Consider the following 13,903-nt stretch of genomic DNA (forward strand, 5'->3'; position numbering starts at 1 on the left):
CACCCCCATCGCACCTGGAGACACCTCATGGTCATGTCCCTCGAAGAAGCCACCACCCACGCCGCGCGCCGGCACGAGCTCGCCCTGGAGGTCAAGACCCTCCTGGTCGACCGTCTCGCGCTCGACGTCGACCCGGCGTCCATCGGCGACGACCAGCCACTGTTCGGCCGCGGTCTGGAGCTCGACTCGATCGACACCCTCGAACTGGCGATGGCTGTCGAGGACACCTTCGGCGTCACCATCACCGACGACGACACCCACAGCCTGCTCTCGCTCAACCGCCTGCTCGACCACATCCAGACGGAGCAGTCATGAGCGAGCCCCTCACCCCGGGGCGCGGCGCCGTCCTGAGCGCCGACGACATCGCCCGACTGCTGCCCCACCGCCACCCGTTCTTCCTCCTCGACCGGGTCACCGCCCTGGAACCGGGCACCAGCGCCGAGGCGATCAAGAACATCACCTCGTCCGACGCCGTCCTGGCCGGGCACTTCCCCGGCCGCATGATCTACCCCGGCGTCCTGCTCGTGGAGTGCGTGGCCCAGCTCGCCGCCGTCGTCTACGGCACCGCGGGAGCCCTGCGGGCCACCGGCGAGATCGTGGGCGACGTCGCCGACCGCGTCGGCTACCTCGCCGAGATCCGCCAGGCGAAGTTCCTCAAGCCCGTCGTCCCCGGCGACCAGGTGGTCTTCCGCCTCCAGAGCGGCCCGCGCGTCGGCGGCCTCATCTCGGTCACCGGCCAGGCCTCCGTCGGCCGCGACACGGTGCTCACCGTCCGGCTGGCCGTCACCGAACGCGACGCCTGACTCCCCTCCCCCACCCACTCCCCGACTTCCCAGGAGAATCCATGAAGACCGCATACACCCACACCCACGACGAGTACGCCGTACTGCGCGAGTCGTGCGGGCTGCTCGACTACACGGACATCGGCCTGGTACGGGTCTCCGGCCCCGGAGCCGCCGACTTCCTCGGCCAAGTGGCCACTCGCGGCGTCGAGTTCCTCCTGGAGGGCCAGAGCATGACGGCCCTGCTGCTGCGCGCGGACGGCACGCTCCTGTCCGAGATCCTCGTCCACTGCCACACCGGCCACTACCTGGTGGAGATCTGGCCCGCGCAGGCTCCCGAGGCCACCGAGCACCTGCTCACCCGTGGCGCCCTCGCCCCGGACACCACCGTGCAGGACGTGCGCGAGGAGTTCGACGTGCTCGCCGTCGAGGGGCCGGCGTCCTTCCGCATCGCGCAGAAGTACCTGCCCTTCCCGGTGGCCTCCATGGGCTACCGCAGCTTTGTGACCGCCGAGCACGACGGCCGGCCGCTGACCGTCTCCCGCACCGGGGTGACCGGTGAGTACGGCTACAAGTTCTTCGCCCCGGCCGGGGCCGGCGAAGCACTGCGGGCCGAGTTCACCGCGCTCGGCGCCGTGGAGTGCGGCAAGGACGCCGTGGACGTGTGCCGCATGGAGGTCCGCTTCGCCAGCGTGGAGCACGAGGCCGCGGACGGCCGGGCGACCGCCGTCGATCTCGGCCTCCAGTGGATGATCGAACCCGGCAAGGAGCCCGCGGGCACCGGTGACCAGCCGCGCCGGCCCGTCTGCTGGGTCGGCGCCGAGGAGATGACCGAGCGCCCCTCGCACGGCACCGCCGTGACGGCCGGCGACACCACGGTGGGTGTGATCACCCACGCGGTCTGGTCGCCGCGCCTCGCCCGGGTGATCGGCACCGCCCAGGTCGACACGGAAGTGGCCGCCTCCGGCCAGGAGTTCGCCCTGGCCGACGGCACCGCGCTGCGCACCGTCTCCGCCCCCTTCCTCACCGCCACCAGCCTCGACGTCGCGCTGGACTGACGCGGTCCGCGGGGCGGGCAGCGGCCCGCCCCGCCCTCCCCCGGCGCCCCCGCGCGCGAGCACGCCGAGCCCTCGGCACACCACCCTCGGCACGCAAGGAGAAGTCATGAGCCTCAGCAACCACCGCCTCGAAGGCGTGGCCATCACCGGAATAGGCCTGAGCTGTGCGCTCGGCAACGGCGCACAGCACGTCTGGCGCGGTATCCGCGCAGGCGAGAGCGGCATCGCCAAGACACAGCGCCTGGACGTGTCGACACTCAGCTGCCAGTACTCCGGCGAGGCGTCCGCCGCCCCCTCCTCCCACCCCCGGCTGCGCGGACGCGTCGACCGCGCCACCTCGCTGGCCCTCACCGCCGCCCAGGAGGCGGTCGACAGCGCCGCACTGCCCCAGGACAGCCAGGACCCGTACCGCATGGGCATCGCGGTGGGCACCTCCGTGGGCGGTCTCGACCACGGGGAGCAGTTCCACTGGGACCTGCTCCGTGACGGCCCCGAGTCGACCCGCGCCGACCTGCTCTACACCTATCCCCTCTACACCTCCGCGGACGCGCTCAGCATCGCCTTCCGGTTCAAGGGCCCCAAGGTCGTCATCTCCAACGCCTGTGCCGCGGGCTCCAACTCCATCGGCTTCGCCGCCGACGCGATCCGCGAGGGCCGGGCGGACGTGATGATCGCCGGCGGGGTGGACGTCCTCGACATCCTCTCCCTCGCCGGCTTCGACAGCCTCAACGCCCTGGACTCCGAACCCTGCGCGCCCTACTCCCGCAGCACCGGCCTCAACCTCGGTGAGGGCGCGGCCTTCCTGGTCCTCGAATCGGAGTCGTACGCCCGAAAGCGCGGCGCCGACATCCTCAGCCACGTCCTGGGCTACGCCCTGACCAGCGACGCCTACCACGCCACCGCCCCCGACCCGGCGGGCGACGGCGCCAACCGCGCGATGCGCGCCGGACTGGCCCAGGCCGCCCTGGGCCCCGAGCACATCGACTACGTCAACGGGCACGGCACCGGCACCCCCACCAACGACAGCGCCGAGACCAAAGCCGTGGACGCCCTGTTCCAGGGACGCACCGCCGCCCCCATGAGCAGCACCAAGTCGCAGGTGGGCCACATGCTCGGCGCCGCCGGTGCCATGGAAGCCGCCACCTGTGTGATGGCACTGCGCGACGGGGTGCTGCCGCCCACGGTCAACGTCGACGAGAGCCGCGAGCTCACCCGCGACATCGTGCCCAACCGGTCCCGGCCACAGGAGCTGAACGTGGTCGTCTCCAACTCCTTCGCGTTCGGCGGCAACAACTGCTCCCTCGTCCTCGGTAGCCACCCCGCCCCGCCCCGTACTCCCGCCGCCCACCGCGTCGTCATCACCGGCGCCGGTCCGGTGACCGCGCTCGGCAGCGGCCGCCGCGCCTTCCTCGACGCCCTGCGCGAGGGCCGCAGCGGAGTGGGCCCGGCACGGCTGAACGACCTGAGCCGCTCCCGCACCGCCCTGGCCGCCGAGGTCGACACCGCCGAGTGCCGCCGCCACGTCGACCGCGCCTACGCCCGCCGACTGGACCAGATCGGCCTGCTCACCCTCGCCGCCAGCCGACTGGCCCTCGACGACGCCGGGCTGCGCGTCACCAAGGCGGAGGCGGCCCGCATCGGCATGGTGTTCGGTACCTTCAGCGGGCCCGTGGAGACCGTGGAGCAACTGAGCGAGACCATCGGCACCCAGGGCCCCCACCGCGTCAACCCCCGCCTCTTCCCCAACTCGGTGATGAACGCCGCCGCCGGACACGCCTGCCTCGCCCTGCAGATCCGCGGCCCGCTCTCCACCCTCGCCACCGGGTGCGCCTCCGGCCTCAGCGGTCTGGGCTACGCGGCCGACCTGATCCGCCGCGGCGAGGCGGACGTGATGCTCGCCGTCAGCGCCGACGAGCTCACCCCGCTGCTGCACTTCGGCTTCGACCGCGTCGGCCTGCTCGCCGAGGGTGATCCCCGCCCCTACAGCACCACGCCCACCGGCGCCGCTCTCGGCGCGGGCAGCACGGCCCTGGTCGTCGAGTCCCTGGAGCACGCACTCGCCCGGGGCGCGACCATCCTCGCCGAGGTCAAGGGCCACGCCATCACCAGCGACGGCCACCGCGTCGCGGGCAACGACCCCTCGGGCGAGGCCTGGGCGGAGAGCTTCCGCCGGGCTCTGGCCGACGGCGGCGTGGCGGCGTCGGACGTCGGCACGGTCTTCGGCGACGCCCGCGGCACCGCCGCGATCGACCACGCCGAAGCGGCCGCCATCGCCCAGGTGTGGCAGGCGGGCACGATCCGGCTGAGCAACCTCAGCCCGTACACCGGACACGTGCCCAGCACCTCGGCCCTGATGTCGGCCGTCTGCGCCACCGAGACCCTGCGCACCGGCTGGAGTCCCCGCGTCCCCGAGCCCTCCCAGCCGCTCGACGGCCTGCGCCCCTATCTCGACTCCACCGCCCCGAGCGCCGGCAAGGCGTGCGTGGTCACCGCCGCCAACTGGGGCGGCACCTATGTCTCCCTGGTCCTCGCCCCCTGGCACGAGAGCGCCACGGCCAAGGAGGCGGCGTGAACTCCCCCACCACCGCCTGCCCCGCCCTCCGCATCAGCTGGCCGCAGCACTGCCCGCCGCGCGACGACCCCCGCTGGAACGAATGGCTGACCGGCACCGAACGCGCCTACGCGCACTCCCTGGCCCGCGCCGAGGAGCATCTGTCCGCCCGCAAAGCGGCCAAGGAGGCGGCCGCGCAGCTCCTGGGCTGGCCGGGCCCGCCGCCCTGGCAGGACATGGAGATCCGCCGCCGCACGGACCGGGCGCCCGTCCTGACCGTCCGCGGCCCGCTCGCCCGCTGGATGCGCGAGCAGGGACTGGTGACACCCCACGTCTCCCTGACACATGCCCGGGGGTACGCGGCCGCCCTCGCCTGGTACCCCAGCGGCGGGGAGCGGTGATGGGCACGCCACGGCCCTACGACCGGGTGGCGCTGGTGACCGGGGCGCTCGGCGGCATCGGCACGGCCATCACCCGTGCCCTGCTCGACCAGGGCATGGGCGTGGTGGTCACGGACCTGGACGGCGAGGCCTGCCGCACGGCAGCGAACGACCTCAACAGGGGCCCGCTCAGGGGCTGCGCGGCCGGTCACGCACTCGACGTGACCGACCCCGACTCCTGGCAGCGGGTGACCCGGTTCGCCCGCCGCCGCTTCGGCCACCTCGACGTCCTGGTCAACAACGCCGGAACGCTCGGCATCCACGGCCTGGAGAGCTGCACGCCCCAGGAGTGGGACCGTGTGGTGGACACCTGCCAACGCGGTGCCTGGCTGGGGATGCGGGCCGCCGCCCCGTGTCTGAGGTCGGCCGGGGGCGGCTCGATCGTCAACATCAGCTCCATCTACGGCATGGTCGGCTCGGGCGCCTCCTTCGCCTACCACGCCGCCAAGGGCGCCGTACGGGCCATGACCCGCGCCGCGGCCATCGAACTGGCCCCCGCCGGCATCCGGGTCAACACCGTCTCCCCCGGCATGGTCGCCACCCCCATGACCGCGTCCGTCCCCCAGGACTTCGTCAGCGACGTCACCGCACGCACCCCCCTGCGCCGCCCGGCCCACCCCGACGAAGTGGCGGCGGCGGTGCGCTTCCTGGCCTGCGACACGGCCTCCTTCATCACCGGTACCGAACTCGTCGTCGACGGCGGCTTCACCGCCCTGTGACGCCTGGCCCGAGGAGTCGTCATGGAGCAGGACCACAGCCGGGCGCCCTGGGTCGCGCTGAGCGTCCTGTGCACGGGCTTCTTCATGATCGTGCTGGACACCACGATCGTCCACGTGGCCATCCCGGCGATGATGCACGAGATGGCCACGGACGTGGACCACGTCCTCTGGGTCGTCAACGCCTACCTGATCAGCTACGCGGTCTTCATGATCCCTGCCGGGCGGCTCGGCACCCGCTACGGCCCCCGCCGGATCCACCTCGCGGGACTGGTCCTGTTCACCGCCGCCTCGGCCCTGTGCGGCTGCGCCGGCAGTGTCGGCGAACTCCTCGCCTGGCGCGCGCTCCAGGGGCTCGGGGCGGCCCTGGTCACCCCGCAGATCGGCGCCTTCATCGCGGTGCTCTTCCCCGCCCGCCGACGCGGAGCCGCCTTCGGCGCCCTCACCAGCGTCATGGGCCTGTCGATCGTCGCGGGCCCCCTCCTCGGCGGGGTCCTGGTGACCCGCGTCGGCTGGCACTGGATCTTCATGGTCAACGTGCCCGTCGGCATCGCGGTGCTCCTGCTGTCCGCCACCCTGCTGCCCGCACCACCACCGAGCGGCCGCCGCGGCACGGACCTGCTCGGCCTGGCCCTGGTGACCACCGGCCTCACCACCCTCACCTTCGCCCTGCTCGGCAGCGGCCGGCCCCACCGCGGAGCTGCCCTCTGCGCGGGAACCGCCCTCCTGATCCTGTTCTTCGTACAGCAGCGCGCCAACACCCGCTCCCCGCTGTTGCCACACGCGCTCTTCGCCCGGCGCGACTTCGCCGTGGCCAACGGCATCGGCGCCGCCGTGCACTTCGCGGTCATCGGCAGCGCCACTCCCATCGCTCTGCTCCTGCAACAGCAGTTGCACCTCACCGCGCTGCGGTCCGCCCTTCTCATCGCCCCCACCCCGCTCGCCGCCGCGGCGGCGGCGCACATCGCCGGGCGCCTCGCCGACCGCATCGGCGGCAAACCCTTCGTCATCGGCGGTCTGCTGACCTACGCGTACGGACTCGCCCTGCTGGGAGCGCAGGCCCGGCCGGGGATGGACCCCTGGGAGCTCCTCCCGGCGATGCTCCTGGCGGACCTCGGCATCGGCTCGGCCCTGGCCCCCCTCACCAAGATCGCGATGGACGCGGTCGACAGCCGGCACGCGGGCCCCGCATCCGGTGTGCTCAACACCAGCCGCCAGGTGGGCGGCATCCTCGGCGGCGCCGCCGTGGGAGCACTGATGAGCCGTCAGAGCGGGGCGCCCGGACCGAAGTCGCCTCGGCCCACCGGCGGGGCCGGGCCCGCGACGGACTACGCCTCGGCCCTGCACACCACGACCCTCCTCACGTCCGGCGTCCTGTTCCTCGCGGCCCTCGCCGCCGCGACACTCGCCCCGGGCTCACGGCGCCCCCGCCACCCGCGCCGTACGGCGGTCCTGCGGCTGGACACCCTGCCCGCCGTCGTCCGGGAGCAACACGGCTACCAGGCCGTGCAGATCCTCACCGCGATCCGCGTCCCCGCGCGTGGGCGCCACGAGGTCATCGGCTTCGAAGTGGCGGGCGCCGACGGCGCCGCCGCCTGGTCCCGGCTGCTCTTGGGGGTGCACTCCCACGGCCGGGGCCTGGCCTCCGTCCAGTACGTGGTGTGCGACGACGCACCCGGGCTGGCCGCGGCGGTCGGCGCCGAACTCCGCCTGCCGACCCGGCCGGCCAGCGAGACCCGCGGCCCCGCCGCCGAACTGCGCCGCACCCTGCGAGGACACCTGGACACCGACGACCTCGCGCACACGCCCGCGGCCCTGGCCGCCACCGTCGAGCAGGCGATAGCCGCGCAGAACAGGCGGTGGGCCACCGGGCGCCGCCCCCGTCGCAGGACCTGGCGCCCACCTCCCCAATGACCTCCCGATCCTGAGCCACGTAGGCACGGCACAGGAGCGGGATCCCCCGACGAAAACCCCGACCAACTGACCGGAGCACCACCCCACCACCCCGATCAGCCAACCCCCGACCAGACAGAGGAACCCTCATGTCCATCCCCCAGGAACTCTCTTCGCGCAACGCGACCCCAACAGCACACGAAGGGGTCGCGCGCAGGCTCCCCACGCTCACCGGAATGCGCTTCGTCGCCGCGGCGGCCGTCCTGCTGTGCCACTTCTCCCTCTACATCCGCGGCAACCCCGACTTCTGGCGCAACCTCGGCCAGGTGGGCGTCTCGTTCTTCTTCGTCCTCAGCGGCTTCGTCCTCACCTGGTCGGCCAGACCCGGCACGGGGGCACGAGCCGTCTGGCGCACGCGAGCAGCGAAGATCTTCCCCAACCACCTCCTGGTCGCGGCGGCCCACGCGGGTCTCATGCTGCTGACCGGCAAGGCGATCGTCGCCGCACAGATCCTCCCGACGGCGACACTCACCCAGTCGTGGATCCCCGGGTTCGACCTCACGACGGCCATCAGCCCCGTGAGCTGGACCCTCTCCTGCGAAGTTTTCTTCTACCTCGCCTTCCCGCTGCTGCTGACGCAGATCCGCCGCATCCCCCCGAGATACCTGTGGTGGGCGGCCGCCGTCCTGGTAGCCGTCATCTTCACCCTGCCGGTGATCGCCGAACACTTCGTCCCCAACGGGAAGCCGATGTCCCCACTGCTTCCCTATCTCGACAACGACGCCTGGTTCGTGGGCTTCTTCCCCCTCGCGCGTGCCTTCGAGTTCGCCCTCGGCATGGTGCTGGCCCGAATCGTCGCGGCGGACAGGTGGGTCCAGCTCGGCATGGCGCCCGCCGCGGTGCTGTTCGTCCTCGCCTACTGGCTGTCGATGGGATCCGGCCTGTACTCCTTCTCCGCCGCCACGGTCATCCCGATCGGCATGCTGATCTGCGCGGGCGCGGTCGCGGACGTCCAGGGGTGCCCCTCCCCGCTGCGCCACCCCTACTTCGTGCGGCTCGGTGAGATCTCCTTCGCCCTGTACCTGGTGCACAAGCCGGTCATCGACTACGGCACCAAGCTGCTGGGCATACCGCACTTCAGCGGGATGGCCCTGGTGGACCAGGTAGCCGTACTGACTCCGCTGTTCGGCGTGGCACTGCTGCTGGCCTGGCTGCTGTACGTGGGCGTGGAACGCCCGATGATGCGGCACTGGGGCCGGCGGCGCCCCCGCCGCGGCGCGAGCCACCGGGCCGCCTGCCGCGAGTGCCCGGCCCGCACCTGCCCAGGACAGCCGAGCGGCCCGGACCACCTGGACGGGGAGGACCTGACCGGCTCCCCCTCGACACGCTGAGCCTCCCACGACAGTGGACCGCCGCCGAGTTCATCGGCGGCGGTCCACTCCTGTGCGGGGCCGGCGCGCGGCCGCGCCAGCCTCCCTGGCGCACACCGTCAGCGGCGCGCCTCACCGGATCCCTCGTCGAGGCCGATGCGCCGGTGCAGCCGCGCGAGCCAGGCCGGGGCCCACCAGTTGAACCGTCCGGCCAGCCGCATGAAGGCCGGGAGCAGCACCCCGCGTACGACGGTGGCGTCCACGAGCACCGCCAGGGCGAGGCCCAGCCCCAGCGTCTTCATGTACGTGATGCCGGAGGTGAGGAAGGAGAGAAACACCAGGGCGATGAGCGCGGCGGCCGCGGTGACGATCCCCCCGCTCTTTCCCAGCCCGTGGACGACGGACCGGGCAGTGTCGCCCGTGGCGTCGTACTCCTCCTTGATCCGGGAGAGCAGGAACACCTCGTAGTCCATCGAGAGGCCGAAGGCCAGACAGAAGACCATGACCGGCGTGGTGGCGACGATGCCCCCGGTGAGGGCGAAATCGCCGGTGAGCCACCGCATATGCCCCTCCTGGAACACCCACACCAGAGCGCCGAAGGTGGCGGTGAGACTGAGCAGATTGAGCACGATCGCCTTGACGGGCATCACCACGCTGCCGGTGAGCAGGAACAGCAGCAGGAACGTGGTGACCGCGATGAGCAACAGGCAGTAAGGTATGCGGCCGGTCAGGGCGTCCATCGTGTCGCGGAAGGCCGAGGCCGTGCCGGCCGTGGTGACGTCGAAGGGAGCCTTGGCCTGACGAATGTCACGGACCAACGACTGACCCTCCTCGCTGTACGGGTCGACGGAGCCCACCACCGACAGCCAAGTGCCGTCCTGGGCCGCATAGCGCCGGCGCGAGCCGTCTGGCCCGGCGATCCGGTGGCCGTCCGCGTAGGAGCCGGTCCAGGCGTCCACCCGCGCGACGTGGCGCAGCGCCGAGAGCCGCGCGGCGTACGCGTCGATGTCCGCGGCACGGCTCTGCGGTGGACCCGAGTCCCCGGCGACGACCAGGGTCGGATCCGCCTCACGGGCCGGGTAGTCGTGCCGGAGAACGGAGACGACCCTGTGCGCTTCGGCGTCGGCGGGCAAGGACCGCTCGTCGGCGAGATTGAGCCTGACGCCCAGGAACGGCGCCCCGAGCAACAGCAGGACGGCGACCGCGCCCGTGGCCATGGGCACCGGGCGGCGTACGACGAACCCGGCCAGCCGGTACCAGGCGTTGCGCCCCTCGCACGCCGTCCTGCGCCTGGTCCAGGACCAGGTGTTGACGCGTGTGCCGAGGACCGCCAGCAGGGCGGGCAGCAGCACCAGCGCGGACAGCGCGGCGAAGGCGACGACCGCGATGCCCGCGTAGGCGAACGAGCGCAGGAAGTACATCGGGAACAGCAGCAGCGCCGACAGCGACAGGGCGACGGTGACGGCCGAGTACAGCACGGTGCGTCCGGCGGTGCGCACACTGGTGACGATGGCGTCGCCCACCGTGGCACCGGTGGCGAGCTCCTCTCTGTACCGGCTGACGACGAACAGGCTGTAGTCGATGCCCAGGCCCAGACCGAGGCCCGTGGTCAGGTTGATCGCGAACACCGACACATCGGTGAACTGCGTGAGCAGCCCGAGCACGGCGAGAGCGCCGATGACGGCCACGACACCGAGCGCTAGGGGCAGCAGGGCCGCGATCACCCCCCGGAAGACGAACACCAAGAGGATGAGCGTCACAGGGATGATCAGCAACTCCGCGAACATGAGATCTTTCTGGATCTGCTGGTTGAGCTCCCGGGCGACTTCGGCGCGCCCGCCGAACTCCACCGTCAGCCCTTGGAAACCTTGCTCGTACCGCGGGCGAATCTCGTCGAGGTAGCGGCCCACCTGGTTCTCGTCACCCTTCAGATGAGCGAGTACGAGGGCCGAGTCGGATCTCCCGGCGCGCAGCGCGGCGGCCTTGCCTTCGGTCCAGTAGGAGACCGCATCCTGGACACCGGGCTCGGCAGCGAGCCGGCGGGTCAGCTCCACGCCCTCGCGCACGGTATCGGGCCTGTCGACGCCGCCTGGAGCCTTGACGAGCAGAATCAGATTCGGTTCGCCGCTGCCGAAGCGTTCACTGAGGGTGGCGGCGGCCAGGGTGGACTCGGCGCCGGGTACGTCGAATCCGCCCGTGGACAGCTTCGTCGCGGCGGAGGCGCCCAGCGCGCCCGCCACGACGCAGAACAACAGACTCACCCCGAGGACGAGTCTGCGGCGTGCGGTCACCAGTGCGGCCAGCTTGTCGAGCATGAGGTGCCTCTCGGTCGGAGCGGGGCAGCGCGTCACAGCTCCGGTGGCATGCCGGGAGGTCGTCAGGGGGCACCGGGGATCCGGCGGCGTCCCACCGTGACGCGCCTTCGACTGGCCAGGCATGATCGCCCACGGCTGCGGCAGCACGGGAAGGACCGGGCAGCGGCGCGGCCGGTGACATATTCCGGTCACCGGTACATGGGCCAGGCACTCCGAATGAAACCGTCACCCGTCACGACAGGGCAATGGTTCACGGTGTGCCTCGCAGGTGCCTCGTCGTCCGTGGACCGGCCGGCCCTGCTGGCCGCCCTCGCGGGCGCCGCCTGCCGTTCAGCTCTGGAATTAGCGGGTGAAGGCCGTGGCATCGGTGCCGAGCACGTCGCTGAGGGGCGCGTCGAGTTCGCGGATGAGCAGGACGAGGAATGCGATGAGCCCGGAGGTGCTGGACAGCGCCCGCAGGGTGCCGGGGTTCCGGGAGCCGCCACGGCGCAGCGCCGAGGGCGGAACGCCCGCGACTCCGTCGGCGCGGGCCTGCGGTGCGCGGTCCGCCAGCGCCGCGAGCAGCGCGGCAGTGAGGGTGCACACGGCCAGGACCGCTGCTTGCCGGCCGGGCGAACGTCCGTGCCGAAGCCCCATCCTGACCCCCTTCTACCGATGATCGCGCTGAGGTAGGTGGTCACCGGCGGACCGACCACATCGGCCGCAGACGTGCCGTAGTAAGCACATTTTCCGGCCAATACCGCCCTGATGGCTGATCAGCAGGTGCGATCCCGCAGGTTGTCCGGGACCGTCAGGTTGGAATCAGGACCGGTCCCTTCGGACGGGCCTACTCTCAACTCCTCGTCCGTTGTACAGATTCGCGTAGACGTCGCCGGCAAAGCTCATCATCCGGGACTGGAGCGGGCCGGTCGTCGCCGCGTACCGCGCCGCGTCACAAGCCTCGCGCCCGCTGCCGGGCGGGCCGCTGAGCAGCCATTCCTCCACGTCATCGATCAACGCCTGATGGGTCTCGTAGAGGGCATCGGCCAGATCTGTCACCGCGGTCTGCTCCTGGTCGGAGAGCATGAGGCGAAGCACCCACTCGGCTGCCTGCATCTCACGTATCCGCTCGTGCACCGCGGTTCGTTTCTCCTGCAACTCCGCGTCGGTTCCCCGTACGTCGCCGGTCCCACGCAGATGGTCCCGCACGATTCGCATCTGGCGGCGCGCATTGTCCACGGCGAGGATCAACTCCGAGCAGGCGACGCGCTTTTGGGTGATTGTCTCCGCCTCGCGCTGGGCGTCGTGCTGCACCTGGGCCAAATCCAGCTGCGTACGTGCCTGAAGGCGCGTTCCGGCCCAGGACGTAAGCGCCCCGACGATCGCCCCACTGGCGCCCAGCCCCGCACCCATCACCACAGCCCACTGTCCGTCCATGCCCTGACGTTAGGGCGTGTCCGGCGGGGTTGCGGCCGGATCACGGGATCGCCGCACAGATACCACTGATCTTTGACTCGCGGTCCGTGATGGGGTGACGGCCTGGGACGACGGTGTTGTCGCGTTGCGACTGTGTCGCCACCAGACCGTGACCAGCGGCCGATCCGGATCAGCACACCCCAGCACGCAGCAGCGCCCACACCCGGGGACCCGCCTCACCATCCATGGGCAGGCCGTGATCCCTCTGGTAGCGCAGGAGCGCCTGCCCCAGTGCGGAGCCGTAGTAGCCGTCGAGGGGGCCGGTGTAGTAGCCGCAGTACGCGAGCAGGCACTGGAGTTCGCGTACTGCCCTGCCGGTGTCACCTCGCTTGAGCAGAGGAGCGCCCGGGGTGCGCTCGCAGTTGGGACCCGTCAGCACAGATGCGGTGCTGTGCCCCTGCGCGGGGAGCCGGGACGCCGGAGGCGTGTGCCGGGCCGACCGCCAGGCCCGCGATCAGCGCGGCGCCGACGAGGACGGTCGTCACGCGGATGCCCGAGGCGTCCACGGTCGGGCTGGCGCTGTAGAGGGGGAAGGCGGTTTTTGTGCGGAAGACCATGTCCACCGCCCGGGACAACTCACGCTGCGCATAGCGGCTCACGTAGGGGGTACGACGGGCCGCCCGGCAGGGACGGATCCCCAGACCGGCACCGTGGCAGCCAGCGCCCCGTACCCTCATGGCGTGCCGCGCCGACCGACCGTGCCCGGCACCGATGTCAGCAGTGGCGCAGCCGCTCCCAGGTGGCCGGGCCCACCGCGCCGTCCGCACGCAGCCCCTGATCGGTCTGGAATGCCTTCACCAGGGTTTCCAGGGGTGGGCCGAAGACGCCGTCCACGCACGTGACCGGGTAGCCGCACTGCAGAAGCAGGGCCTGCACCTCGCGGACCGCGTCCCCGATACAGCCCCGCCGTAACCGGGCCGTGCCCGTGTAGTAGCCGCCCCGGTAGGGGCACGGCGCCGAGGTGGCGGTGTCCCGGGTCCAGGCCGGCCACTCCGGCCGGACCGTTCCGGTACACGGCGCCACCACCAGCACCGCACACCCCACTGCCAGCGCCACCGCCCACACCAGGGCCCACACCACCGCAATCCCTCCCCCGTCTCTCCCTCGTCCCCCCGGTCGCGTCTGTCCACGAACCCCGTCCCGGCGTCCTCCGGCATGGCCTGGGCGGACGGCTCACGCCCAGGCCACCCCCTTCCGGGTCCCCTCAGTCGGTGACGGCCGGGCCCGGGGGCGCCGCATCGCACCCACGGGCCCGGCCCCCGCCCCCGTGTCTGGCGGACCAACGACGCCGTCAGTCCGCGACGCACAGAGGCAGTCCCCGTG

13 protein-coding genes are annotated in these 13,903 nt (G+C 71.9%); 8 read left to right on the plus strand and 5 right to left on the minus strand.

Annotated features, from left to right (window positions below):
- The first annotated feature begins 33 nt into the window (after positions 1–33).
- The 8 genes from BX283_RS02570 (at position 34) to BX283_RS02605 (ending at position 8,831) form a co-directional block, all read left to right on the plus strand.
- Positions 34–315 (plus strand): phosphopantetheine-binding protein, encoded by a 282-nt coding sequence (locus BX283_RS02570; RefSeq protein WP_218976497.1) that lies wholly within the window; start codon positions 34–36, stop codon positions 313–315.
- Positions 312–803, plus strand: a complete 492-nt coding sequence (gene fabZ, locus BX283_RS02575; protein WP_101386034.1) for a 3-hydroxyacyl-ACP dehydratase FabZ — start codon at positions 312–314, stop codon at positions 801–803. Before BX283_RS02570 ends, fabZ begins: the two co-directional genes overlap by 4 nt.
- Positions 800–1,840, plus strand: coding sequence for a glycine cleavage T C-terminal barrel domain-containing protein (locus tag BX283_RS02580; RefSeq protein WP_257584226.1), 1,041 nt, complete (start codon positions 800–802; stop codon positions 1,838–1,840). Before fabZ ends, BX283_RS02580 begins: the two co-directional genes overlap by 4 nt.
- Positions 1,841–1,946: 106 nt before the next feature.
- On the plus strand, positions 1,947–4,412 hold the full coding sequence (locus BX283_RS02585; protein WP_101386036.1) for a beta-ketoacyl synthase: 2,466 nt from the start codon (positions 1,947–1,949) through the stop codon (positions 4,410–4,412).
- Entirely contained in the window at positions 4,409–4,792 is a 384-nt protein-coding gene (locus tag BX283_RS02590) for a holo-ACP synthase (RefSeq protein WP_101386037.1), read from the plus strand. Before BX283_RS02585 ends, BX283_RS02590 begins: the two co-directional genes overlap by 4 nt.
- Complete coding sequence (locus BX283_RS02595; protein WP_101386038.1) at positions 4,792–5,550, plus strand: SDR family NAD(P)-dependent oxidoreductase; 759 nt, start codon at positions 4,792–4,794, stop codon at positions 5,548–5,550. Before BX283_RS02590 ends, BX283_RS02595 begins: the two co-directional genes overlap by 1 nt.
- A gap of 21 nt (positions 5,551–5,571) precedes the next feature.
- Complete coding sequence (locus BX283_RS02600) at positions 5,572–7,461, plus strand: DHA2 family efflux MFS transporter permease subunit (RefSeq protein ID WP_101386039.1); 1,890 nt, start codon at positions 5,572–5,574, stop codon at positions 7,459–7,461.
- Positions 7,462–7,589: 128 nt separating this feature from the next.
- On the plus strand, positions 7,590–8,831 hold the full coding sequence (locus tag BX283_RS02605; RefSeq protein WP_101386040.1) for an acyltransferase: 1,242 nt from the start codon (positions 7,590–7,592) through the stop codon (positions 8,829–8,831).
- Positions 8,832–8,929: 98 nt separating this feature from the next.
- Here BX283_RS02605 and BX283_RS02610 read toward each other — a convergent pair whose 3' ends face one another.
- The 5 genes from BX283_RS02610 to BX283_RS02630 form a co-directional block, all read right to left on the minus strand.
- A complete protein-coding gene (locus tag BX283_RS02610) occupies positions 8,930–11,125 on the minus strand; it encodes an MMPL family transporter (protein ID WP_101386041.1) in 2,196 nt (731 codons plus the stop codon).
- Positions 11,126–11,467: 342 nt separating this feature from the next.
- Positions 11,468–11,710: a hypothetical protein gene (locus BX283_RS02615; protein WP_101386042.1), complete on the minus strand. Its 243-nt coding sequence runs from the start codon at positions 11,708–11,710 to the stop codon at positions 11,468–11,470.
- A gap of 216 nt (positions 11,711–11,926) precedes the next feature.
- A complete protein-coding gene (locus tag BX283_RS02620) occupies positions 11,927–12,541 on the minus strand; it encodes a hypothetical protein (protein ID WP_143676357.1) in 615 nt (204 codons plus the stop codon).
- A 169-nt stretch (positions 12,542–12,710) separates the two neighbouring features.
- Complete coding sequence (locus tag BX283_RS02625; RefSeq protein ID WP_101386044.1) at positions 12,711–12,959, minus strand: peptidoglycan-binding protein; 249 nt, start codon at positions 12,957–12,959, stop codon at positions 12,711–12,713.
- Between the two features lie 335 nt (positions 12,960–13,294).
- Positions 13,295–13,660: a peptidoglycan-binding protein gene (locus tag BX283_RS02630; protein WP_180357019.1), complete on the minus strand. Its 366-nt coding sequence runs from the start codon at positions 13,658–13,660 to the stop codon at positions 13,295–13,297.
- Positions 13,661–13,903 lie beyond the last annotated feature (243 nt).

The sequence above is a fragment of the Streptomyces sp. TLI_146 genome, from assembly GCF_002846415.1.
GTDB lineage: Bacteria > Actinomycetota > Actinomycetes > Streptomycetales > Streptomycetaceae > Streptomyces.